Raw genomic sequence first — 23,302 nt, forward strand, 5'->3', positions numbered from 1 at the left:
ATAAATGTAACGGGCGGCCGGGATGCCCGTCGGTCAGAGGCTGCGGCGGCGGCGAATGTTACGGATGACCATGGCAGCCATCAGCAGGAAGGCGACGGGAAACCCGACCCAGGCGATGCCCACGAAGCCGGGCCATGTTTCGGCGCCGAAGAGCGCTCCGACCAGGATAACGGCCAGGCTGACGATGCCGGCGGCAGAGATTACTGCGGCCAGCAGGATTACCGTGACGAGCAGCTTGCCGGCCTCGGAGCTGCGGCCGGGCGGGGGAACGGGGGCATGGCCGGACATGCCCATAACGCTAACAGCGGACATGATGCCGGCAAAGTCGCGGAAGGGGCAGCCGGACAGGCTAATCTAGATACAGACTTCCCGTCCGCGACGGAGCCGGTGCAACAGCGCGCCGGCGGCCGGAACCAGGACGGAACAGCAAGGCAGCACCGGGCGAGAAGCCGGTGCATCAAACCGTAGAACGAGGTAGCTCAAGTGCCAATCGGCAAGGTGAAGTGGTTCGACACTGAGAAGGGTTTCGGCTTCCTGGCCACAGACGAAGGCCAGGAAGTCTTCCTGCATGCCTCGGCTTTGCCCGCCGGGGTGAAAGAGGTCAAGGCCGGAACCCGGATGGAGTTCGGCATCGCCGAAGGCCGGCGCGGCGCGCAGGCACTGTCCGTGCGGATCATCGACGCCAAACCGTCGGTTGCCAAGGCCACGCGGAAGCCGGCCGAAGACATGGCGGTCATCACCGAGGACCTGATTAAGCTGCTGGATGCCATTTCCAACGGCCTCCGCAAGGGCCGGTATCCGGAGAAGGCGCATGCGGCCAAGGTTGCCGCGGTGCTGCGCCGGGTCGCCGACGACCTGGACGCGTAGCCGCCGAGCCGATGACCAATCCCGAACCGGAGACAGCGGCCGCGCCAGCCCCGAAACGGCGCGTCTACCAGCGTGCGCCGAAGCTTGACGCGGTGCTGGCGGAAGCCACCGAGCGAGCCCGCCAGGGCGTGCTGGAGATCGCCCCCGCCGAGCAGGTAGGGCGGCACGTCAGCGCCGTGGCCGAGGGCGAGCGGCTGGTGGTGCACCGCTTTGAAGCGCGGGTCCCCGGGTACGGCGGATGGCAGTGGTTCGCCTCGGTGGCACGGGCGCCGCGGAGCAAGCACGTGACGGTATGCGAGGTAGGGCTGCTGCCGTCCGGCGAGTCACTGCTGGCGCCGGACTGGGTGCCGTGGGCAGAGCGAGTCCGCCCGGAGGAAGCGGCGGAGGCCCAGGAAGCCGAAGAAGCGGAAACCCAAGCGGAAGCAGCGGAAGGCGAAACGGCGGAGGCCGGCGCGGACGGCGAAACGTCCGGGACCTCCACCGAGGGCGCCGCCGGGAGCGCAGTACCCCCGGCAGAGGACGTTTCAGACGAAACTTCGGACGCCGCCGTCGTTGGCGAAGAAGACCCGGAGGCGCCGGAAGACGGCTCCGGGGACGGCCCCGTGGTGCAGGAGCCCGGATCCGCAGCCGGGCAGCCCGATGGAGCGGCTGATGCCGCCGAGCCCGCCGACGAGGCGCCGGAGGCCAACGGATAGCCACCTGGCCGTCCGCGATGAGTCCTGCAGGAGGAGGGGAAAGTGAGCTCGATGTTCCGATCCCTGCAGTTCTTCAACTACCGGATCTGGTTTATCGGCGCCATCGTGTCCAACATCGGCACGTGGATGCAGCGGACGGCCCAGGACTGGCTGGTCTATGACATCCTGACCGAGCGCGACGCCGCCGCGATGGGTATCGTGATGGCGCTGCAGTTGGGGCCGCAGCTGCTTATGGCGCCGTGGTCCGGGCTGATCGCGGACCGGTTCGACCGGCGGAAGATCCTGATGGCCACCCAGCTGAGCATGGCGCTGCTGGGGTTGGGGCTGGGGCTGATGGTCATCGCCCAGGTGGCCGAACTCTGGCACGTCTACGCGTTCGCCCTGGCCCTTGGCATCGTCTCGTCGGTGGACGCCCCCGCGCGGCAGACCTTCGTCTCCGAACTGGTGCGCGACGACTTCCTGCCCAACGCCGTGGCGCTGAACAGCACCTCCTTCAACCTGGCCCGGATGGTGGGTCCGGCGGTGGCCGGTGTCCTGACCGTGGCCGTTGGGCCGGGTTGGGTGTTCCTGGTCAATGCGGCGACTTTCGCCGCGCTCATCGCAGCGCTGCTGGCCATCCGCGATTCCGAGCTGAGGGTGCTGCCGAGGGCCCCGAAGGGCAAGGGCAAGATCCGCGAAGGCTTCCGCTACGTGCGCCACCGGCCGGATCTGATGGTGGTGATGTGGGCGATCTTCATTATCGGCACGTTCGGCCTGAACTTCGCGATCTATATCGCGGGGATGGCGCGGACCGAGTTCGGCGGCCATGCCGGCGATTTCGGCCTGCTGTCCTCGGTGATGGCCGTCGGGTCCGTGGCAGGCGCCCTGCTCTCGGCCCGGCGCGAGCGGCCGCGGCTGCGCTACGTTTTCGGCGCCTCGGCGCTCTTCGCGGTCACCTGCACCGCGGCGGCGCTGATGCCCAATGCCTGGCTCTTCGGCGCCACCCTGGTACTGGTCGGTGTCTCGTCGCTGACCATCATGACCAGCGCCAACGCGTACGTGCAGACGACGACCGATCCCGTGATGCGGGGCCGCGTGATGGCGCTGTACATGGCCATCTTCATGGGCGGGACGCCGCTGGGGGCGCCGTTCGTCGGTTTCATCTCCAACCTGTTCGGGCCCCGGTGGGGACTCGGCGTCGCCGCGATCTCCGGCGTCGTCGCGGCCTCGATCGGGCTGATCTGGGCCTGGCGGGCGCGGCGGCTGCGCTTCGAGTACGACAGGGCGGCCGGGCGCGGGCTGCGCATCGTGTACCTGCCCCAGCGCAGCGGTTCGCAGAACAGTCCCTTAAACGGCTGAAGCGCCCCACAGTTGCGGGAGCGCTCCAGCCGCCGATGCGGTCCGTGTCAGCCGTTGAGCTGTTCCACGACGTAGTCGATGCACCTGAGCAGTGCGCTGACGTCCTCGGGCTCGATGGCCACGAAGGTGGCGATGCGCAGCTGGTTGCGGCCGAGCTTGCGGTACGGCTCCACATCCACGACGCCGTTGGCACGCAGCACCTTGGCGATCGCCGCGGCGTCGATGCTCTCGTCGAAGTCGACCGTGACGATGACATTGGAGCGGTGATCGGGGTTGGCCACGTACGGGGTGGTGATCTTGGAGGCCTCGGCCCAGCTGTACACGCGGCCGGCGGAATCCGCGGTCCGCCCGGCAGCGAAATTGAGGCCGCCGTTGCCGTTGAGCCATTCGATCTGGTTGTTCAGGGTAACCAGCGTGGCCAGGGCCGGGGTGTTGTAGGTCTGGTTCTTCAGCGAGTTGTCGATCGCCGTGGTCAGGTTCAGGAAGTCCGGGACCCAGCGTTCCGAGGCGCCGATCCGCGCGGCACGCTCCAGCGCTGCCGGGGAGAACAGGCCCAGCCAGATGCCCCCGTCGGAGGCGAAGTTCTTCTGCGGGGAGAAGTAATAGACGTCGCTCTCGGCCACGTCGACGTCGAGGCCGCCGGCCGCGGACGTCGCGTCGATGAGGACCAGCGCGCCCTCGTCGGCGCCGGCGACCCGCTTGACCGGAGCGGCGACGCCGGTCGAGGTCTCATTCTGGGCCCAGGCATACACGTCCACGCCGGCCTCGGCCCGCGGCTCGGGCAGGGAGCCCGGCTCGGACTTGATGATCGAGGACTCCGCCAGGAACGGCGCCTTATTCGTGGCCGAGGCGAACTTCGAGCTGAACTCGCCGAAGGAGAGGTGCTGGGCCTTCTCCTCGACCAGGCCGAAAGCAGCGATGTCCCAGAACGCTGTGGCCCCGCCGATGCCGAGAACCACCTCGTAGCCTTCGGGGGCCCGGAAGAACTCCTTCAGCCCTTCGCGCACGCTGCCGACGAGGTTCTTGACGGGAGCCTGCCGGTGGGAGGTGCCCAGGAGGTTGCGGCCGGCCTGCACTACGGCGTCGATCTGCTCGGGGCGGACCTTCGACGGGCCGGCACCGAAGCGTCCGTCCTGGGGGAGCAGTTCTGTGGGGATGCTGATGGACTGATTGTCGCTCATCTGGTCTCTTCCTGGCCGGCTGCGGTGTTGACTGGAGTTCGCCCTTGAACCGTCTATATTCTGCCGTACCCTTCGGCCGGCCCGTAAGCCAGCTGGCGCCAGTCCCGCATTCTGGAACCGGGAGAGCGCGCGGGGCGGGGCCCCCGTTATCTGCCCGCCGCGGCAAACAGGCTAATCTGGACTCTGGGACAACGACGCCGGTGCGTCGGTTTGAGAAGCGGATTCCCGCCATCTGCGCCGAGGAGCAAGAAATAAGTGACTGATCTCATCGACACCACCGAGATGTATCTGCGGACGATTCTCGAGCTGGAAGAGGAGAACATCGTTGCCCTTCGGGCACGCATCGCCGAGCGGCTGCGCCACTCCGGCCCCACCGTTTCGCAGACTATCGGGCGGATGGAGCGGGACGGCCTCGTGGTGGTTTCGGACGACCGCCACCTGGAACTGACCGAGCACGGGCGCAGGCGCGCGGTAGAGGTCATGCGGAAGCACCGGCTGGCCGAGCGGCTCCTCGCCGACGTGATCGGGCTGGAATGGGCCTACGTCCACGACGAAGCGTGCCGCTGGGAACACGTAATGAGCGAGCGGGTGGAACAGCGTCTCTACGAGCTGCTGGGCAGGCCCAAGGAATCGCCCTACGGCAACCCGATTCCCGGACTCGAAGCCCTCGGCGGGGAGCCCGCCGCCGAATTCGCGACCGGGACAGTGAACCTGACCGAGGTCATGCGCGGCTACTCGGCGGAGCAGCGGGTGGTCATCGTCCGGCTGGCCGAACCGATCCAGGTGGACCCGGAACTGCTGGTGCAACTGGAGGAGGGCGGCCTCAAACCGGGTGCCGAGCTGCAGCTGGCCACGGCCGGCGAGTACATTTCGGTCCGTGTGCCCGGCATCGATGGAGCCCTTGAGCTTCCGCCCGAAGTCGCGGCCCACATCTTTGTCGCCCTGGGCTAGGAAGGTCTCCGTCCTGACCACACCGCATAAATCCGTTATCCACAGAGTTGGATAACGGATTTATCACTTGCGACGGTCTGGCCCTATAGTTGGTGCTTGGCGCCGATGCATTGGCGTTACCTGATCCGCAGCCGAACCCTGTCGGCGGATCAGCGTTTCGATCCGACAGGGGCGGAGGACCCATCCAACCGGCAGCACCGTTCAGCTGCCTTGGGGTGAAGCCTCGCTCGAGTTCGGCACCAGCTGCGTTCGTCCGCTGATGCCGCATGCCCGGCGGGGCCGAGTTTCTTCTACTCGAACCCGACAGCTAACTTCGCAGGCTTCCAGGAGAGGGAAGACTGTTGTCAGAACTAAGAGCAACGGGACGGCGCCGTTCAGCCGCTCCCGCCGCGGCCCGGCGGCCACGCACCGCAGCCACCGGCCGCCGCCGCGCGGAGGTTGCAGCATCATCGAAGCCGTCGTTCCGGGGCACGGGCCACAAGGCGGCCGTTACCGCCGCTGCCTCGGGCCTGGCGCTGACTATCCTGCTGCCGACGACGGCCGGAACGGCCGCCTCCGGCACGGACCTGCCGGCGGCTGCAGGAGCGGTAGCGGTTTCCGGACAGCCGGTCACTGCAGCCGCAGGGGTCGAGCTCCAGTTCCAGCGGACCGGCCTGAGCAGCACGTTCGACCCGGACACGAAACTCGAGCAGGTCATGGTGGCTGCCGGGGAGGATGCCAAGCCGATCGGCAGCGAGGGGACTCTGTCCCAGCCGATGGACAGCATGAAGATGACCTCGCCGTTCGGCTTCCGGGTCAACCCGGTTACCGGCTATGCCGGGGAAATGCACACCGGCCAGGACTACGGGGCAGCGTGCGGTAGCCCGGTCTACTCTGCGGCCGGAGGTACCGTGACCGAAGCCGGCTGGGCAGGCGGCTACGGAAACCGCGTCGTCGTGGACCACGGCAACGGCCTGAAGACGACCTACAACCACCTGACCAGCATCAGTGCGAAGATCGGCGACAAGGTTACCCGCGGCGACCTCCTCGCCCAGAGCGGCACGACCGGCAATTCCACCGGCTGCCACCTCCATTTCGAAGTAGTCGTGAATGGGGACATGGTGGATCCGAAGGGCTGGCTCTAACCTTTTCCTCGCCTGGCCATGAAATGGCCGCAGCGGTATACGGCGAAAACACCGCCGCCGCTGCATTGGCCTTTTGTCCGAAATGCCAAGTCTGCTCCGTTGTTATTCCGCAATGATTCCGGCGTGCGGAGAGTGCTGTGTCCGAATTCACTTCCAGCCGGTTTTGCCTGTCTTTGCCCGAGTACTGGTGAATCGTTCCGGCCTGCGATGCTTAGGTCGTAATCGTTCCGTCGCCGCGCTGTGATCTGAATGTGACTTATGCCCCGTGATCGTATATTCTCTAACTCGTGCCAAATCGCAGACATGATTTGGCTCCTCCGGATGGATTGCCGAGCTCTGCCACCGACCGGGGTCCGTTCGCACAAAAAATTCGCATGGCAGGGGCGGGGGAACCACTTTACGGGTTTCGCGTAGAAACCCTTGGGGTTAAGTCTTGGGACATTTCGGATAAATACCGGAATTCCCATGGCCGGATGACTCCCATCCGAACCCGACAGCTCACCTCGCAGGCATGGGGAGAGGTATTGATCGTGTCTAAGAACACTTCTGTCACGGGTCGCCATCGTGCCGTCCCCGTGCGTACCAGCCCGTTGGAGACGATCTCCAAGGCTGTTTCCTCCAACGCCGGTTCCGTGGGCCGCCAGGCCGCAGTCATCGCCGCCGCGTCCGGCCTGGTCCTGACCGTTGGCGTTCCGGCCCAGGCAACCGCCATCCAGCGCGACGCCTCCGTCCAGGCGGCCGCCTCCGCTCCGTCCCGCATCCAGGTCGAGGCCGTCCAGGCTTCCAGCACTGCCGACCTCGAATTCGACCGCCCGAGCATCAGCTCCACTCCGGCACCGGTGGAAGAGCCGGAACCGGTCGTTGAAGCCGTCGCCGAAGAAGTCGCCCCCGCCGAAGAAGCGCCGGCCGCGGAGGCACCCGCCGCAGAAGCTCCGGCCGCCTCGGCCCCCAAGGAAGAAGAGAAGGCCGCCAAGGCCGATGTGGCCGCAAGCGGCATCGGTGCCGCACTGGTCGCCTCCGCCTACAGCCAGATCGGCGTTTCCCAGGACTGCACCGCACTGGTCGAGAACGCCCTGCGCTCCGCAGGCATCTCCGTCGGCGACCTCGCCCCCGCCCAGTTCTTCGCCTACGGCACCCAGGTTTCCACGCCCCAGCCGGGCGACATGATCTACTACGACGACGCCGGAGCCGGCGTTCCCCACATCGCCATCTACGTGGGCAACGGCCAGGCCATCCACGGCGGCTGGACCGGATACACCACCACCCTGGCCGACGCCTACATCGGCTCCGGTCCGGTCTTCATCCGCCCCAGCGCCTAAGCTCTTCACCCTACGCCGGCCGGTTGGCCCAGCAGTCCGTCCGACGGAGGCGTCCACGGAACGCCGCACCGCAATGGTGCGGCGTTCCGTCGTTAACCGGTGGGGACAAAAGGTTTAAGCAGCCGTCCGCGGGAAGCGCCGCCGGTCCGGCGGCCAAAAGAATTAGCGCAGCGCCGCGAATTGCGCTTACTCTAACTCTTGTCGGTGACGAATCATCATGGCCGGGCACAGCAGTGATCCCGCTGACCGGACGTGGTCGGATGAACAGGAATGTGCGATGCGCACACTCGTTCTGAACGCTGGATATGAGCCGCTGGCGGTAGTGACCTTCCGCCGGGCGCTGCTCCTTGTGCTCACCGGCAAGGCGAGCGTCATCGCCGAGGACGGGGACCCGGTGGTCGGCCCGAACCACATACTGGGGCGTCCCTCCGTGATCCTGCTCAACCGCTACATCAAGATCCCCTACCGGCAGGACACCACGGTCACCCGCCGCGGCGTCCTGCGCCGGGACGGCTACCTTTGCGCCTACTGCGGCAAGACCGCCAACACCGTAGACCATGTCAAGCCGCGTTCACGCGGCGGGGAGGACAGCTGGGAGAACCTGGTGGCCTGCTGCCTGCGATGCAATAACGCCAAGGGGGACCGCACCCTGAACCAGCTGGGCTGGCACCTGCGGATTGTTCCGCGCGCCCCGCACGGCACGCATTGGCGGATCCGCGAACTCGACCGGCCCGCCCCGGCCTGGAGCGAGTTCCTGGACCGCAACCCGGCGGCCTGATGGACCGCGCCTATGACGCCGTCATCCTGGCCGGCGGCAGATCCTCGCGCCTGTCCGGCACCCCCAAGGCTTTGCTGCGGCTGGACGGGAAATCGCTGCTGCTGCGGACGCTGGAAGCTGTCAGCGGGGCGCGGCGGATTGCCGTGGTTGGCCCCGCGGAGCTGGCCGGAGAGCTGGCCACGTTCCGCCGAGGCACAGACGCTCCCAAGGTCGTGCTGACCCGGGAAGACCCGCCCTTCGCCGGTCCGGCTGCCGGCATCGCGGCCGGCGTAGCGGCGCTGGACCAAGGAACCGGAGCGGAGCACGACGGCGGGCCGCAGGGTGCGGGCCTCACCTTGATCCTCGCCTGCGACATGCCGTCTGCCGGTGGGCTGCCCGGGCAGCTGCTGGACGCCGTCGCGGCCCATCCCTCCGTGCGGCTGTGGCTGCCTGTCGACGCCGATGGAAGGGTCCAGCCGCTGGCATGCTGCGCGGACAGCCGTGCGCTCCGGGAGGCTTTGACCCGGTTCACCGCGGCCGACCTGCATGGGCTTTCGGTGCGCAAGCTGATCGCGGACCTGCCCGCGGCCCGGTTTCCGTTGGCCGCCGCGGCTACCGACGACGTGGACACGTGGGAGGACGCCGGGCGCTTTGGCATCGCGCGGCCTGCGCCGTAGCCTGATCTAAAGATCGTGCCTAGCCCCGCCCATCGGGGAGAACATCGGAGGACCGGATGGCCGCCGTCGAAGAGCAGCTGCAACCTTTTGTCGCCGAACTGCTGGCCGCCCTCGAAATCGAGGACACGCCCGTCGACCTTGAATCGGTGCTCGCGCTGGCCGGCGTGGCGGCCCACCGCGTGGTCCGGCCCGCGGCCCCGGTGACGACGTTCATCGTCGGCTACGCCGCCGGTTTGGCGGTGGCTTCCGGCCAGGCTTCGGCGGAGACCGCGATGCGCGGGGCGAGCCGGGTTGCGGACGAGGTGGCCCGGCGGCACGGCGATGCAGCCGACCCGGACCAGCCAGCGCGGGCGTGAGCGCCGAGCCTGACTCCGTTGCCTGGGCGGCGGCCAGGGAGAAGGCCTGGTCCGCCGGCCGCGACGCCCTTGGACAGGACCTTGCCGGCTCGGCCGAAACCGTCCCGCTGGAGCGGTGCCTGGGCCTGGTCCTCGCCGAGCGGGTGGCCGCGCAGCTCCCGGTGCCGCACTATGCCTCCTCGGCTATGGACGGCTGGGCAGTCTCCGGCCCCGGTCCCTGGCTGCTGCAGCCTCCGGGCAGCGCCCTGCGACCGGGCGAGGCTGCGCCGGTTGTGACCGGCGGCCTGATCCAGGAAGGCACGCAGGCCGTGCTGCGCAGCGAATACGGCGTGGCCGCAGAGCGGGACGGGCGGCGGCTGCTGGAGAGGGCACCCGGCGTTTCCTGCGAGGAACCCTCGGCCGGCCGGCATATCCGTCCAGCCGGCGAGGAAGCGGGCGCCGGGGACACCGTGGTGCCGGCGGGAACCCGGCTGACGCCGGCCCACCTGGCCATTGCGGCCGTCTGCGGCCACGACGGGCTGCCGGTCCACCCGGCTCCCGAAGTCGCCCTGCTGCTCACCGGCGACGAGGTCGTGACCTCGGGCCTCCCGGCCCCGGGCCACGTCCGCGACACCTTCGGTCCGACGCTGCCTGCCATCGTCACGGCCCTCGGAGGGAAACCGTTCCCGCCGCGCCGGCTGCCCGACGATTTTGCCGCGACCCGCGCGGCCATCGAGGGCTGCGGGGGCCGTGTCGTCGTGACCACCGGCGGCACCGGGCATTCGCGCGCGGACCATCTCCGTGCCGTGCTGGAGGCGGTGGGCGCGCAGATCCTGGTCCCCTCCATCCGCATGCGCCCCGGGCATCCCGCCCTGCTGGCCCGCCTTGCCGACGGACGGCTGGTGGTCGGGCTGCCGGGCAATCCGCTGGCGGCCATGATGGCCCTGCTCACCCTCGGCGCGCCGCTGCTCGCCGGCCTGACCGGCCGGCCGCTTCCGCCGCTGGGCAGCGTGCAGTCCGGCGCCCGGCTGGCTCCCCTTGAGGGCAGGCACCGGCTCGTCCCGTACGCGCTCGACGAGCAGGGCGCCGTGCCGGCAGACCACGTCGGATCGGCAATGATGCGAGGCCTGGCAGCGGCCTCCGGCGTCGTCGTTGTTCCCCCGGAAGGCGCGCGCCGTGGACAGCAGTTGCCTACCTTGCCGCTGCCGTGGTGACTTAGGCTTGAACGGGAGGAAAACATGGGACGCGTAACGCAGCGCCGGAAGGTGCTCAAGCTCAGCCTGGCCGGCCCGCCGCGGCGCAAGGAAGACATCATGGCGGCCGAAGAGCCGCTGGAGATCCGGCTGGGCCGCAAACCGTTCAGCGTCACCATGCGCACGCCGGGGGACGACTTCGACCTGGTCGCCGGTTTCCTCGTCTCCGAGGGCGTCGTCTGGCAGCCCGAGCAGCTCGGCGCGATGCGGTTCTGCGCCGGGGAGGACGAGGAGGGCCGGCAGACCTACAACGTCATCGAGACGCAGCTGGCCCCGGGCGTGCCGCTGCCGGACACGTCGCTGGAGCGGCACGTCTATACCTCCAGTTCCTGCGGGATCTGCGGCACGGCCTCCATCGACGCCGTCACGAAGAATTCGCACTTCGGGCTGGAGCCGGCGCCGGAGGGCGGCGGAGTGGCGCTGGAGACGCTGCTGGGGCTGCCGGACCAGCTGCGGCGGCGCCAGCAGGTGTTCGAGCGGACCGGGGGAGTGCACGCGGCCGGGCTGTTTACGTTCGACGGCGAACTGCTGTGCCTGCGCGAAGACGTCGGACGACATAATGCGGTGGACAAGGTCATCGGATGGGGCTTGCGCGAGGGCCGCCTGCCGCTGCGCGGGACGGTGCTGCAGGTCTCGGGCCGGGCGTCGTTCGAACTGGTGCAGAAGGCCTACCTGGCCGGGATTCCGGTGCTCTCCGCGGTGAGCGCGCCGTCCTCGCTCGCCGTCGAGCTGGCCGAGGAGACAGGACTGACCCTCGCCGGCTTCAGCCGCGGCGAGACAATCAACGTCTACTCGCACCCCAAGCGCGTCCGCGCCGGAATCGGGATTTCCGTGTGACGACAGCTACATTAGGTGCATGGCCCGCCCTGCACCTGTAAATGACATCAATGAGAACGAGCTCGAAGTCCACGATCCCAAGTCCGCCGCGGCGGGTATCAAGGCCGTTATGGTCTCGATGGAACGGGGATTCTCCCAAGCCGGCGTGAACCGGACCGTACGCTCCATGCTGCGGGTCAACCAGCACGGCGGCTTCGACTGCCCGGGCTGCGCATGGCCCGAATCGATCACCGGCGCGCGCAAGCCGGCCGAGTTCTGCGAGAACGGCGCCAAGGCCATCGCGGAAGAGAATACGGTGCGGACGGTCGGCCCGGAGTTCTGGGCGGCGCACTCGATTGCCGACCTGGAAGGGAAGACCGAGTACTGGCTGGGCCATCAGGGGCGCATCACCGAGCCGGTGATGATCCGCGAGGGCGAGACCCACTACAGCCCGGTGTCCTGGGCCGAGGCGTTCAACGTCATCGGCGAGCACATCAGGTCGACGACGCCGGACCGCTGCGTTTTCTACACCTCCGGCCGGACCGCGAACGAGACGGCGTTCCTGTACCAGCTCTTCGCGCGCTCGCTGGGGACGAACAACCTGCCGGACTGCTCGAACATGTGCCATGAGTCCTCCGGCTCCGCGCTGAATCCGACCATCGGCATCGGCAAGGGCACGGTCTCGCTGGAGGACCTGGGTGAGGCCGAACTGATCTTCGTCGTCGGCCAGAATCCCGGAACGAACCACCCGCGCATGCTCTCGGCGCTGAAGGAATGCCGGGAGAACGGCGGCAAAGTGGTCGCCATCAACCCGCTGCCGGAGGCCGGGCTGCTCAACTTCAAGGATCCCCAGGATCCGGCCAGCCTGCTGCGGGGCGGTGCGCAGATCGCCGACGAATTCCTCCAAGTCAAGGTCGGCGGCGACCTGGCGCTGTTCCAGGCGTTCGGACACCTGCTGCTCGAGGAAGAGAAGCGGGTCCCCGGCTCCGTGGTGGACAAGGCGTTCATCGAGGCGCAGACCGAGGGGTTCGAGGCTTACCGCGAGGCCCGCCGGGAGATTGACTGGGAAGAGACGGAGAAGGCCACCGGCATCTCCCGCCTGGAAATCACCAGGATCGCCGGCATGCTGGCGAAGTCCAAGGCGACCATCATCTGCTGGGCGCTGGGGCTGACCCAGCAGCCGCATTCGGTTGACACCCTGAAGGAGATCATCAACCTCCTGCTCCTGCAGGGCAACTTCGGCAAGCCCGGCGCCGGCGCCTGCCCGGTCCGTGGCCACTCCAACGTCCAGGGTGACCGCACCATGGGCATCTGGGAGAAGCCCAAGGAATGGCTGCTCGAGGCCCTGGATAAGGAATTCGGCATTCAGTCCCCGCGCGAGCACGGCTTCGACTCGACCGAGACGCTGCAGGCGTTCGAAGAGGACAACGTGGACGTGTTCGTCTCGCTCGGCGGCAACTTCGCGCTCGCCAACGCGGACACCGCGGCACTCGAAGCGGGCATGAAGCGTGCCGGGCTGACCGTGCACATCTCCACCAAGCCCAACCGGTCCCATGTGGTGCACGGCCGGACCTCCATCATCCTGCCCACGCTGGGCCGGACCGACACGGACGACAAGCACCCCAAGGGGGCCCAGTTCCTGTCCGTCGAGGACTCCATGTCCGTGGTCCACTCGACGCGCGGGCGCCTCGCCCCGGTCTCCGACCATCTGCTGGCCGAGCCGGTGATCGTGGCACGCATGGCGCAGGCCACTCTGGGCGAAGACCACCCGGTGGACTGGCGGGGCATGGCGGAGGACTACGACGTCATCCGCGACCACATTTCACGCGTGCTTCCCGGCTTCGAGAACTTCAACCAGCGGATCCGCAACAAGAACGGCTTCGTGCTGCCGAACCCGCCGCGCGATTCCCGCTCGTTCGCCACGGACATCGGACGGGCACGCTTCACGGTCAGTCCGCTGGAGTACCTGGAGGCCCCGGAGGGCCACCTGATCCTCCAGACCATGCGCAGCCACGACCAGTACAACACCACCTTCTACGGGCTCGACGACCGCTACCGCGGCATCTCCAACGGACGCCGGGTGGTCCTGGTCCATCCCGAAGACCTGAAGGACCTGGGCTTTGCCGATCGCGACCTCGTGGACGTGGTCAGCACGTTCCGGGGTACGGAGCGGCGGGCCGACCGGTTCCGGCTGGTGGCGTATCCGACGGCGCGGGGCTGCGCTGCGGCCTACTTCCCGGAAGCCAACGCGCTGGTCCATCGCGAACTGGTGGCGCGTGAATCCAACACGCCCGGCTTCAAGGCGATGACGGTGCGGTTCGAGCCGCACCAGGCCGACCAGCTGAGCTGATCCGGCGGGGCGGGCCGCGCATCCGGCGCCGCCCGCCCGTCCCCGGCGGTTCCGCCCTCGGCTGACGGGCCGCCCGGCCGGAACAACAGCCGGCCGCGAATGGTTCTAGGCTTACAGATGAACCATCGTTAGGAGCCAGCATGTCCATGGAAGGCGCAGCCTGGAGTTCGGTCTACCGGCTGTCACATTCGTCGGACAAGGGAAAGCACGGCTTTTCCAAGGAGACGGTCAAGCGGACCCTGGCATTCGCCGCGCCCTACAAGGGCAAGCTGGTCCTCTTCGTCGCCATGTCCATCGTCACGGCCGCTTTGGCCGTCGCGACGCCGGTGCTCGCCGGCCGGGTGGTGGACGCCATCGTGGCCCGCTCCGACGTCGGGACGGTGATCTGGCTAGCGGTGGTCATCGCCGCCGTCGCCATTGCCGATGCCGGGCTGAGCATGGTGACCCGCTGGATCTCGTCCAGCCTGGGGGAGGACGTGATCCTGGACCTGCGCACGGCGGTCTTCGACCATGTGCAGAAGATGCCGATCGCCTTCTTCACCCGGACCCGCACCGGTGCGCTGGTGAGCCGGCTGAACAATGACGTGATCGGAGCACAGCGGGCCTTTGCCGGAACCCTCTCCGGCGTGGTGAGCAACTTCGTCTCCCTGGTCCTGACCCTCATCGTCATGCTGACGACCTCGTGGCAGGTGACGGTGCTGGCGCTCATCCTGCTGCCGGTCTTCCTGCTGCCGGCGCGGCGGATGGGCTCCCGGCTGGCCGACATGCGGCGCGAGGCCGCGAACCACAACTCGGCCATGAGCACCCAGATGACCGAGCGGTTCTCGGCCCCCGGCGCCACGCTGGTCAAGCTGTTCGGCCGGCCCGCAGAGGAATCCCGCGAGTTCAAGGTCCGCGCCGAGCGGGTGCGCAACATCGGCGTGAAGTCGGCGGTGCTGCAGTGGACCTTCGTCACGGCGCTCACGCTCGTTTCCGCGCTGGCGCTGGCACTTGTCTACGGGCTCGGCGGGTTCTACGCGATCGTCGGCCAGTTGGAGCCGGGGGACGTGGTGGTGCTGGCGCTGCTGCTGACCCGCCTGTATGCCCCGCTCACCGGCCTGGCCAACGCGCGGGTGGAAATCTCCTCCGCGCTGGTGAGCTTCGAGCGGGTCTTCGAGGTGCTGGACCTGGACCCGCTGATCAAGGAGAAGCCGGACGCGGTCGACGTCCCGGAGGGCCCGGTCACCGTGGAGTTCCGGGACGTCACGTTCGCCTACCCCTCGGCGGACAAGGTATCGCTCGCGTCGCTCGAAGAGGTGGCAGTCCTCGATACCCGCGGCGGCGAGGAGGTCCTGCACGGCATCAGCTTCCGCGTGGAGCCGGGAGAAACCGTCGCGCTGGTGGGTTCCTCGGGTGCGGGCAAGTCCACGATTGCGTCGCTGCTGGCGCGGCTCTACGACGTCGACCAGGGGGCCGTGGAGCTGTCCGGGCGCGACGTGCGGGACCTGAGCTTCGATGCGCTGCGCAGCACCATCGGCATGGTGACCCAGGACGGGCATCTCTTCCATGACACGATCCGGGCCAACCTCTCCCTCGCCCGCCCGGAGGCCACGGACGAGGAGCTGTGGGAGGTGCTGCGGCGCGCCCGGCTGGAGCCGCTGGTGCGCAGCCTCCCGGACGGGCTGGAGACCATGGTGGGGGAGCGCGGCTACCGGCTCTCCGGCGGTGAACGGCAGCGCATGACCATCGCGCGGCTTCTGGTTGCCCAGCCGCACGTCGTGATCCTCGACGAGGCAACGGCTGCCCTGGACTCGACCAACGAGGCCGCGGTCCAGGCAGCCCTGACCGAGGCACTCGCCGGGCGCACCGCCGTCGTTATTGCCCACCGGTTGTCCACGATCCGTTCCGCGGACAAGATCCTGGTGGTCGAAGACGGCCGGATCATCGAACAGGGCACCCACCCCGAACTGCTCGCGCAGGGCGGCCGTTACGCCGAGCTGTACCGCACGCAGTTCGAGACGGAAGAGGCGCCGGTGCGCTGAGAAGGTTTTTCGGGCGGCGGAAAGAGGATGTCCTCGGCCGTGCCGTTCGTCTACAGTGGCATAGGTTTACCAAAGTCAGGACCAGGTCTTGGGAGCGGGACTCATTCATGCAGCGTGGTACGAATCTTGGCCGTCTCGGGGGCTACAACCAGGCGGTCATCCTCGACACGATCCGCCGCGCCCAAGACGGAGTGGCCAGGGTCGAACTGGTGGAACGCACCGGACTATCGCCGCAGACCATCTCCAATGTGGTGCGGCGGCTCGTGGACCAAGGGCTGGTGCGGGAGGACCGGAAGACCGTCTCGGGTCCCGGCAAACCGCGGACCGTGCTTGAGCTTGAGGTTTCCAGCCGCTTCGCGATCGGCATCCACCTGGACCCTGCCGTGATGACCGTGGTGGCCCTGAACCTCACCGGCCAGGTCGTCGCGCGGGCCCGGCACGCGATGCCGGGCGGTCCGGAGCCGGACGGCACCGTGGAGTCCATGGCCGCGGCCGTGAACGGCCTGATCGAGGAGGCCGGACTGGATCGCGGCCGCATCCTCGGTGTCGGGCTGGCGGCCCCGGGCCCGATCAATATGCCCGAGGGCATGATGGTCTCACCGCCGATGCTCCCGGACTGGGACCGGGTGCCGCTGAGGGAACCGCTGGAACGCCTGATCGACCTGCCGGTGCTGCTGGACAAGGACGTCACGGCGGCGGTGGTGGCCGAGCTCTGGGCCGGTGAACGGGAGGCTCCGGCCAACTTCGTCTTCATCTACCTCGGGACCGGGCTGGGGGCCGGGGTGGCCCTCGGCGGCGAGGTGCTGCGCGGCTCGTCCGGCAACATCGGCGAGATCGGCCACTTCCCGGTGCCGGACGAGGTCCCGTTGTGCGGCTGCGGCCGGCGCAACTGCGTGGGCATGAGCCTCAACTTTGCCGGGCTGATCCGCCAGGCCATCGACGCCGGGATCTTTCCGCCGAACCACGATGCCCAGCAGCTGCCGGAAACCACCGCCGCGATCCTCGAACTCACCCGGCTGGCGGAAGCGGGCCACCCGGAGGCGCTGGCCATCCTGCGCCGGGCCGCGCGGAACCTCGCTTTCGCCATCGCCCAGGTGGTCAACGTGCTCGACGTGGACACGGTGATCTTCGGCGGGCCGATGTGGGACGCGCTGGCCGGCCTCGGCCTGCCCGTGCTGCGCGAAGAGCTTCCCCGGGATGTCGTCGCCCGGGAGATCCACGGCCTGGAAGTGGTGGGATCGTCGCAGGGACCGGAGGTCGGCGCCATCGGCGGCGCCTGCCTGATCCTCGACGACGCCTTCTCGCCGAGGGCGAGCGGGCTGCTTCTGGGCAACTGAAGCGTAACAATCGCCACATAAGGTCATACGCCGCAAGGTTCACGTGCGGTTAACCTGTAGCACTTGATTAAGTAAATCAAATAGATTTATATATCTAGCAGCAGCAGGTGTTCGTACGACCACGCCATCTCTTGGAATGAACGGTCCAAGAGCGGGTGCGGCCCTGGGGAGGGGCGCCGGCTGTTGAGCCAAGCAGCAGACTGTGGCGGCCTCGGGTTCCGGGAACGGGAAGTCCGGAACGCGAAGGTGCCCGCTCAGGGGCGTCGCAGCCTTCTGCCTGGTCAAGCACCATGAAGCGGCCGCCGGCTGCGCATCCGTGGGGGGATGCGCAGACGACGGCCGCTTCAGTTAAGCGTCCAGCCTGTAATCGTCCTGTGCGGCCGGGTCTCGGGGCCAGGCAGCCGGGCAAACGCACAGCAGAACCGCGTGCGCCGGGCCGTTCCGCGACCCGTTGGCCGTCGGCCTTCAAGTGCCCCCGATTGGATTCGAACCAACGACACCGGCTTTAGGAGAGCCGTGCTCTATCCCCTGAGCTACGGGGGCAACGGATCGAGTTTAGCTTAAGCGTTGCTGTCCGCGGCGGCGGTACTTGGCCGGCGGGGTCGGCGGGGCCCGGCGAAGACGGCGACCAGGGCGGCCGCGATGCTCAGGCCGAACAGCACGGACTTGGCGACGGTGAGGAAGCTGGGCCAGCCGGCGCCGCCCACAGGATCCGTGGCCAGCATTGCGTCCACCGCCAGGTTCTCCGCCAGGTCCGCAACCACATAGAGCAGCACAGGCGCCCAGCAGAGCCAGCGCAGCGCCCGGCCCTTGAGCTGCTGGCCGATCAGCAGCAGCCAGGTGAAGCCGAACAGCAGCGGGAAGATCGTGTCCGCCGTCTTGTGCCAGTAGCTGTACTGTTCCACGCCCTCTGCGCCGAGGGCGGTGCGCAGCTGCTGCGCATAGTCGGTGGAGTAGCCGGTGATCAGCGTGTCCGGTACCGCGAGGCCGCCGCTGAGCTGCTGCAGCTGCGGCATCACGATCAGGAACGAGTAGCCGAACAGCAGGGCCGCGGACACGGCGCAGGCGATGATGATGGCGGAGGCATTGCCTGCGGCCCTGCGGGGCGTGCGGTCCGTGGAGGGATTGACGACGCCGGGGTTCCCGCCTGCGGCAGCGGCGTTGCCCGGGCGGGGCGCGCCGGCGGCGGGACCGTGTTTGCGTGCGCGCTGTGCGGGAGTCTTGGACATGGCTTCATTATCCCCGCTCCCGTCCCCGGGGGGCAGGAGGCGATGGCCGCCTGGCCCCCTGCATGGCGCTGCACGGCTCGGCCCTGAGCGGATCCGTGCGCCGCTGTCAGTGGCGGCGAATAGACTTAAAGGACCATGGATTTTCTGACAGACCCGGCTTATGACGCACCGCCCGCCCCAGCCCTGCCGACTGCGCAGGAGCTGCTGGCCGGGCTGAATCCGCAGCAGGAGGAGGCCGTCAAGCATGCGGGGTCGCCGCTGCTGATCATTGCCGGCGCCGGGTCGGGCAAGACCCGGGTGCTCAGCCACCGCATTGCCCACCTGCTGGCGACCCGCCGCGCCCGGCCCGGGGAGATCCTCGCCATCACTTTCACCAACAAGGCGGCCGCGGAGATGCGCGAACGGATCGAGTCCCTGGTGGGGGAGCGGGCGCGGAATATGTGGATTTCCACCTTCCACTCCTCCTGCGTGAAGATCCTGCGCCGCGAAGCGAAGAACGTGGGCCTGAACTCGAACTTTTCCATTTACGATTCGGCGGACACGCTGCGGCTGATCACGCTGGTGGCCAAGGGTCTGGACCTGGATCCGAAGCGCTTCGCGCCGAAGGCCATCGCGCACAAGATTTCGGCGTTGAAGAATGAACTGATCGACGAGGAGTCCTACGCGTCCACGGCCAACTACTCGGACCCGTTCCAACAGGCCGTTGCCGACGTCTATAAGGGCTATGCGGAGCGTATGCGCCAGGCCAACGCCTTCGACTTCGACGACCTGATCGCCCAGGTGGTGTACCTCTTCCAGGCGTTTCCGGCGGTGGCGGATTCGTACCGCAGGCGTTTCCGGCACATCCTGGTGGACGAGTATCAGGACACCAACCACGCCCAGTACGTCCTTGTCCGGGAACTGACCGGAGCCGGGGACGCGGACACTCCTCCGGCGGAGCTCACCGTGGTCGGCGATTCGGATCAGTCCATTTATGCCTTCCGCGGCGCGGACGTGCGCAATATCGTCGAGTTCGAGAAGGACTATCCGGACGCCCGGACCATTTTGCTGGAGCAGAACTACCGTTCGACGCAGACCATCCTGTCCGCGGCGAACTCGGTCATTTCGCGCAACCCCGACCGCCCGGCCAAGCGGCTTTGGACGGCTGAGGGAGACGGTGCCAAGATCGTCGGCTACGTGGGCGAGAACGAGCATGACGAGGCACGCTTCATTGCGGACGAGATCGACCGGCTGCAGGACGCCGGGCAGGTGCGGCCCGGGGACGTGGCCATCTTCTACCGCACCAACGCCCAGTCCCGGTCCATCGAGGACCTGCTGATCCGCGTTGGGCTGCCGTACAAGGTGGTCGGCGGTACGCGCTTCTACGAACGCAAGGAAATCAAGGACGCGCTGGCCTACCTTCGGGTCCTGGTGAATCCCGATGACGTGGTGAACCTGCGGCGCATCCTCAACGAGCCCAAGCGCGGGATCGGCGACCGTGCCGAATACGCCGTGGCAGCGCTCGCCGAACGCGAACGGATCTCCTTCATGGAGGCGCTGCGCCGGGCCGAGGAGGCGCCGGGAATGGCCACCCGGTCGGTCAACAGCGTGGCCGGCTTCGTCAAGCTGGTGGATGACCTGGCAGAGGTTGCCAACGGGTCGGGACCGGCGTCCGCGTTGGAGGCCGTGCTCGAACAAACCGGCTACCTCGCGGCCCTGCGGCAGAGCAACGATCCGCAGGACGAGTCCCGGGTGGAGAACCTGGCCGAACTGGTCGCGGTGGTCCGCGAGTACGAGCGGGACAACCCGGAGGGCTCGCTCGGCGGCTTCCTGGAGCAGGTGGCGCTGGTGGCAGACGCGGACCAGATTCCGGACGCGCCGGATGACGAGGGGGCGAAGCTCGCCAAGGACCAGGGCGTGGTGACGCTGATGACCCTGCACACGGCCAAGGGCCTGGAGTTCCCGGTTGTCTTCGTCACCGGGCTCGAGCACGGGGTGTTCCCGCACCAGCGTGCGATGGCGGACCCCAAGGAACTGGCGGAGGAACGCCGCCTGGCCTACGTGGGGCTGACCCGGGCCCGCCAGCGCCTGTACCTCACCCGGTCCGAATCGCGCAGCCTCTGGGGACAGAGCCAGTACTACCCGGCCAGCCAGTTCATCGAAGAGGTGCCTGCCGAGCTGATCGAGTGGAAGCGGGAAGGGGCCCGGCGCCCGGCCTTCGTGGCGTCCGGCGGCGGCTCCAGCCGCTTCGGCGGATCCCATTGGGGCGCGGGGCGCGCCTCCGGCCAGCAGGTCGCCCCGCAGCCCATGGCCTCCGCCGCCGTGCGCCAAGGGCGGGTCCAGCCGCAGAAGGAAGTCATCGCCCTGACCGTGGGGGACAAAGTCAGCCACAGCAGCTTCGGCAGCGGCACAGTGCTGTCCCTGGAGGGCGCCGGAGACAAGACTGTGGCGAAGGTCAAGTTCGACGTGGGGGAGAAGCGGCTGCTGCTGCGCTACGCGCCGCTGACCAAGCTGGACTAGGGGCTTTTCGCAGCGACGGCGGGGACCGGCAGGGCCCGTCCCGGGGAACGGGGCGGTTGCCCCTGTCCCGCGCGCCGCGGGAGCGGGCCGGAGCATTTGGGTTACGGGCCGATAACGCCCTACCGTTTTGACCATGGATTTTCTCGCGGTGGATGGCGCCGACGTTGCGGCAATGGGTTCCTTGGATTTCTGGCTGGACAAGCCGCTCCGTGTCAGCGTCATCATTATCGGGGCGTTCCTGCTGAACCTGGCCGTGCGCATTGTCATCCGCCGCACCACGGGAAAGATCGCCGACGGCGAAACCGCCAAGCTGGAGAAGCTGGAAACCGCCAAGGTTGGCAAGAAGGACCCGCGCTACTGGCTGATGCAGGATTCCCCGATCGCCGTGGTCCGACGTGCCCAGCGGGCCAAGACGATCGGCTCGGTGCTGCGCTCGATCGCCACGGTGGCGATCTCCGCCATCGGCGTGCTCATGGTGATGACCGAACTCGGCTTCAACCTGGCCCCGCTGCTCGCAAGCGCCGGTATCGCCGGCGTCGCCATCGGTTTCGGTGCCCAGACCCTGGTCAAGGACTACCTGTCCGGACTGTTCATGGTGGCCGAGGACCAGTACGGCATCGGAGACGTCGTCGACCTCGGTGAAGCCTCCGGTACGGTGGAGTCGGTGGGGCTGCGGGTGACCCAGGTCCGCGCTGTCGATGGAACGCTCTGGCATGTGCGCAATGGCGAGATCCTGCGCGTGGGCAACTCGTCGCAGGGCTGGGCCCGCGCGGTGCTGGACATCCCCGTGCCCTATGACGCCGACGTCGAGAAGGTCAGCGACCTGATCCTGCGCTCGGCGAAGGACCTGCGCGAGGATAGCGAGTACGGCCGGCTGATCCTCGACGATCCGGAGCTCTGGGGCGTCGAGGCACTGACCGGCGAGTCCATCACCATCCGGCTCGCGATCCGCACCAAGCCGCTGGAGCAGTGGGGCGTGGCCCGTGCCATGCGCGCCCGGCTCAAGCGGGACCTGGATCGGGCCGGCCTGCGGATTCCGCTGCTAAACCAGACCGTGATCCGTGACGGCGGCACCGCCGTGCCGGCCGGGTCCGAGAGCCATGCCGACACTGCGGAGAGCGCCGCGCAGCCGACAGCCTAGGGCAGCAGGCCCTGTACGGAGCGGTTCCGGCGCGTACCGCAAACCGTGACAGTTCTACAACCGATAGAACTGTGCCCTTGATCACTAAACACGGTAGTCTAGGGCCGGCGCCTCGTGCCAAGGGACTAAAGTTCCCCATGGAGCGTGATCGCATCGGCCCGGGCCACCTTCAGGCGGCCCGCTGAGGATCACCCGCTCCGAGTCAGAAACGACTTCGACGTAGAAGGACACAACCCGTGGACCTGTATGAATACCAGGCGCGCGATCTCTTTGAAGCACACGGTGTACCCGTGCTGGCTGGAATCGTTGCGTACACCCCCGAAGAAGCCAAGGCAGCTGCGGAAAAGATTGGCGGCGTCGTCGTCGTCAAGGCGCAGGTGAAGGTTGGCGGCCGCGGCAAGGCCGGCGGCGTCAAAGTCGCAAAGACTCCGGACGAAGCCTTCGAGTACGCCTCGAACATCCTCGGCATGGACATCAAGGGCCACACGGTCAAGAAGGTCATGATCGCGCAGGGCGCGGACATCGCCGAGGAATACTACTTCTCCATCCTGCTCGACCGGGCCAACCGCAACTACCTGGCCATGTGCTCGGTGGAGGGCGGCATGGAGATCGAGCAGCTCGCCGTCGAACGCCCCGAAGCGCTGGCGCGCATCGCCGTCGATCCCGCTGTCGGCATCGACCAGGCCAAGGCTGACGAGATCGTCGCCGCCGCCGGCTTCGCCGAGGAACTGCGCCCGAAGATCGCCGAAACCCTCATCAAGCTCTGGGATGTCTTCAAGAAGGAAGACGCCACCCTGGTCGAGGTCAACCCGCTGGTCAAGACCGGCGCCGGCGACATCATCGCCCTGGACGGCAAGGTCTCCCTGGACGAGAACGCCGACTTCCGCCAGAGCGGCCACGCCGAACTCGAGGACAAGGAAGCCACGGATCCGCTCGAGGCCCGTGCCAAGGAACTGGACCTGAACTACGTCAAGCTGGACGGCCAGGTCGGCATCATCGGCAACGGCGCAGGCCTGGTCATGTCCACCCTGGACGTTGTCGCCTACGCCGGCGAGCGGCACGGCAACGTCAAGCCCGCCAACTTCCTGGACATCGGCGGCGGTGCATCCGCCGAGGTCATGGCCAACGGCCTCGACGTGATCCTCAACGACGACCAGGTCAAGAGCGTGTTCGTCAACGTCTTCGGCGGAATCACCGCCTGCGACGCTGTCGCCAACGGCATCGTCAAGGCCCTGGAGATCCTGGGCGACAAGGCCACCAAGCCGCTGGTTGTCCGCCTCGACGGCAACAATGTGGACGAGGGCCGCCGCATCCTGCGCGAGGCCAACCACCCGCTGGTTACCTCGGCCACCTCCATGGATGAGGGCGCCGACAAGGCCGCCGAACTGGCGAACGCCTAAGGATCGAGGAAA

20 protein-coding genes, 1 tRNA gene and 2 riboswitches are annotated in these 23,302 nt (G+C 67.9%); of the genes, 17 read left to right on the forward strand and 4 right to left on the reverse strand.

Going from position 1 to position 23,302, the window contains the following annotated elements; all coding sequences use genetic code 11:
* Nucleotides 1-33: 33 nt before the first annotated feature.
* Nucleotides 34-288, reverse strand: coding sequence for a hypothetical protein (locus tag AHIS1636_RS14050; protein ID WP_264796465.1), 255 nt, complete (start codon nt 286-288; stop codon nt 34-36).
* A 195-nt stretch (nt 289-483) separates the two neighbouring features.
* Here AHIS1636_RS14050 and AHIS1636_RS14055 point away from each other — a divergent pair, with 195 nt between their 5' ends.
* The 3 genes from AHIS1636_RS14055 to AHIS1636_RS14065 are packed head-to-tail and all read left to right on the forward strand — an operon-like array spanning nt 484 to nt 2,900.
* Nucleotides 484-867, forward strand: a complete 384-nt coding sequence (locus AHIS1636_RS14055) for a cold-shock protein (protein ID WP_262106130.1) — start codon at nt 484-486, stop codon at nt 865-867.
* 11 nt (nt 868-878) lie between these two features.
* Nucleotides 879-1,562 (forward strand): DUF3027 domain-containing protein, encoded by a 684-nt coding sequence (locus AHIS1636_RS14060; protein WP_264796466.1) that lies wholly within the window; start codon nt 879-881, stop codon nt 1,560-1,562.
* A 51-nt stretch (nt 1,563-1,613) separates the two neighbouring features.
* A complete protein-coding gene (locus tag AHIS1636_RS14065) occupies nt 1,614-2,900 on the forward strand; it encodes an MFS transporter (protein ID WP_264796493.1) in 1,287 nt (428 codons plus the stop codon).
* A 47-nt stretch (nt 2,901-2,947) separates the two neighbouring features.
* Here the strand turns inward: AHIS1636_RS14065 and serC are convergent, their stop codons facing one another.
* Nucleotides 2,948-4,081 (reverse strand): phosphoserine transaminase, encoded by a 1,134-nt coding sequence (gene serC, locus AHIS1636_RS14070; protein WP_264796467.1) that lies wholly within the window; start codon nt 4,079-4,081, stop codon nt 2,948-2,950.
* Nucleotides 4,082-4,336: 255 nt separating this feature from the next.
* On the opposite strand from serC, the gene AHIS1636_RS14075 reads away from it, so the two are divergent.
* The 11 genes from AHIS1636_RS14075 (at nt 4,337) to AHIS1636_RS14125 (ending at nt 17,021) form a co-directional block, all read left to right on the forward strand.
* On the forward strand, nt 4,337-5,032 hold the full coding sequence (locus AHIS1636_RS14075) for an iron-dependent transcriptional repressor DtxR (RefSeq protein ID WP_264796468.1): 696 nt from the start codon (nt 4,337-4,339) through the stop codon (nt 5,030-5,032).
* Between the two features lie 119 nt (nt 5,033-5,151).
* A riboswitch (cyclic di-AMP (ydaO/yuaA leader) is annotated at nt 5,152-5,369 on the forward strand.
* A 4-nt stretch (nt 5,370-5,373) separates the two neighbouring features.
* Nucleotides 5,374-6,156, forward strand: coding sequence for a M23 family metallopeptidase (locus tag AHIS1636_RS14080; RefSeq protein ID WP_264796469.1), 783 nt, complete (start codon nt 5,374-5,376; stop codon nt 6,154-6,156).
* Between the two features lie 361 nt (nt 6,157-6,517).
* Nucleotides 6,518-6,682, forward strand: a riboswitch (cyclic di-AMP (ydaO/yuaA leader).
* Between the two features lie 4 nt (nt 6,683-6,686).
* The gene (locus AHIS1636_RS14085) at nt 6,687-7,475 is read left to right on the forward strand and encodes a C40 family peptidase (RefSeq protein ID WP_264796470.1); all 789 of its coding nucleotides are present in this window, start codon (nt 6,687-6,689) and stop codon (nt 7,473-7,475) included.
* 277 nt (nt 7,476-7,752) lie between these two features.
* Nucleotides 7,753-8,253 carry an HNH endonuclease gene (locus AHIS1636_RS14090; RefSeq protein ID WP_264796471.1) on the forward strand — a complete coding sequence of 167 codons (501 nt, stop codon included), beginning with the start codon at nt 7,753-7,755 and terminating at the stop codon, nt 8,251-8,253.
* On the forward strand, nt 8,253-8,909 hold the full coding sequence (mobA, locus tag AHIS1636_RS14095) for a molybdenum cofactor guanylyltransferase (RefSeq protein ID WP_264796472.1): 657 nt from the start codon (nt 8,253-8,255) through the stop codon (nt 8,907-8,909). Before AHIS1636_RS14090 ends, mobA begins: the two co-directional genes overlap by 1 nt.
* A 56-nt stretch (nt 8,910-8,965) precedes the next feature.
* On the forward strand, nt 8,966-9,265 hold the full coding sequence (locus AHIS1636_RS14100) for a DUF6457 domain-containing protein (RefSeq protein ID WP_264796473.1): 300 nt from the start codon (nt 8,966-8,968) through the stop codon (nt 9,263-9,265).
* Nucleotides 9,262-10,458, forward strand: coding sequence for a molybdopterin molybdotransferase MoeA (locus tag AHIS1636_RS14105; RefSeq protein WP_264796474.1), 1,197 nt, complete (start codon nt 9,262-9,264; stop codon nt 10,456-10,458). The genes AHIS1636_RS14100 and AHIS1636_RS14105 overlap by 4 nt, the downstream gene beginning before the upstream one ends.
* Before the next feature lie 24 nt (nt 10,459-10,482).
* A complete protein-coding gene (fdhD, locus tag AHIS1636_RS14110; RefSeq protein ID WP_264796475.1) occupies nt 10,483-11,334 on the forward strand; it encodes a formate dehydrogenase accessory sulfurtransferase FdhD in 852 nt (283 codons plus the stop codon).
* 19 nt (nt 11,335-11,353) lie between these two features.
* A complete protein-coding gene (locus AHIS1636_RS14115; RefSeq protein WP_264796476.1) occupies nt 11,354-13,663 on the forward strand; it encodes an FdhF/YdeP family oxidoreductase in 2,310 nt (769 codons plus the stop codon).
* A gap of 140 nt (nt 13,664-13,803) precedes the next feature.
* Complete coding sequence (locus AHIS1636_RS14120; protein WP_264796477.1) at nt 13,804-15,684, forward strand: ABC transporter ATP-binding protein; 1,881 nt, start codon at nt 13,804-13,806, stop codon at nt 15,682-15,684.
* Between the two features lie 107 nt (nt 15,685-15,791).
* Nucleotides 15,792-17,021: an ROK family transcriptional regulator gene (locus AHIS1636_RS14125; RefSeq protein ID WP_264796478.1), complete on the forward strand. Its 1,230-nt coding sequence runs from the start codon at nt 15,792-15,794 to the stop codon at nt 17,019-17,021.
* Between the two features lie 470 nt (nt 17,022-17,491).
* Here AHIS1636_RS14125 and AHIS1636_RS14130 read toward each other — a convergent pair.
* Nucleotides 17,492-17,564 (reverse strand) — tRNA-Arg (locus AHIS1636_RS14130).
* A 17-nt stretch (nt 17,565-17,581) separates the two neighbouring features.
* Nucleotides 17,582-18,250, reverse strand: a complete 669-nt coding sequence (locus AHIS1636_RS14135; RefSeq protein ID WP_264796479.1) for a hypothetical protein — start codon at nt 18,248-18,250, stop codon at nt 17,582-17,584.
* Nucleotides 18,251-18,385: 135 nt separating this feature from the next.
* Here AHIS1636_RS14135 and pcrA point away from each other — a divergent pair, with 135 nt between their 5' ends.
* The 3 genes from pcrA (at nt 18,386) to sucC (ending at nt 23,290) form a co-directional block, all read left to right on the forward strand.
* On the forward strand, nt 18,386-20,749 hold the full coding sequence (gene pcrA / locus AHIS1636_RS14140) for a DNA helicase PcrA (protein WP_264796480.1): 2,364 nt from the start codon (nt 18,386-18,388) through the stop codon (nt 20,747-20,749).
* A 133-nt stretch (nt 20,750-20,882) separates the two neighbouring features.
* Nucleotides 20,883-21,890, forward strand: coding sequence for a mechanosensitive ion channel family protein (locus tag AHIS1636_RS14145; RefSeq protein ID WP_264796481.1), 1,008 nt, complete (start codon nt 20,883-20,885; stop codon nt 21,888-21,890).
* A 236-nt stretch (nt 21,891-22,126) separates the two neighbouring features.
* Nucleotides 22,127-23,290 carry an ADP-forming succinate--CoA ligase subunit beta gene (sucC, locus tag AHIS1636_RS14150; RefSeq protein WP_264796482.1) on the forward strand — a complete coding sequence of 388 codons (1,164 nt, stop codon included), beginning with the start codon at nt 22,127-22,129 and terminating at the stop codon, nt 23,288-23,290.
* Nucleotides 23,291-23,302 lie beyond the last annotated feature (12 nt).

This window comes from Arthrobacter mangrovi (assembly GCF_026011795.1).
GTDB classification, from domain to species: domain Bacteria; phylum Actinomycetota; class Actinomycetes; order Actinomycetales; family Micrococcaceae; genus Crystallibacter; species Crystallibacter mangrovi.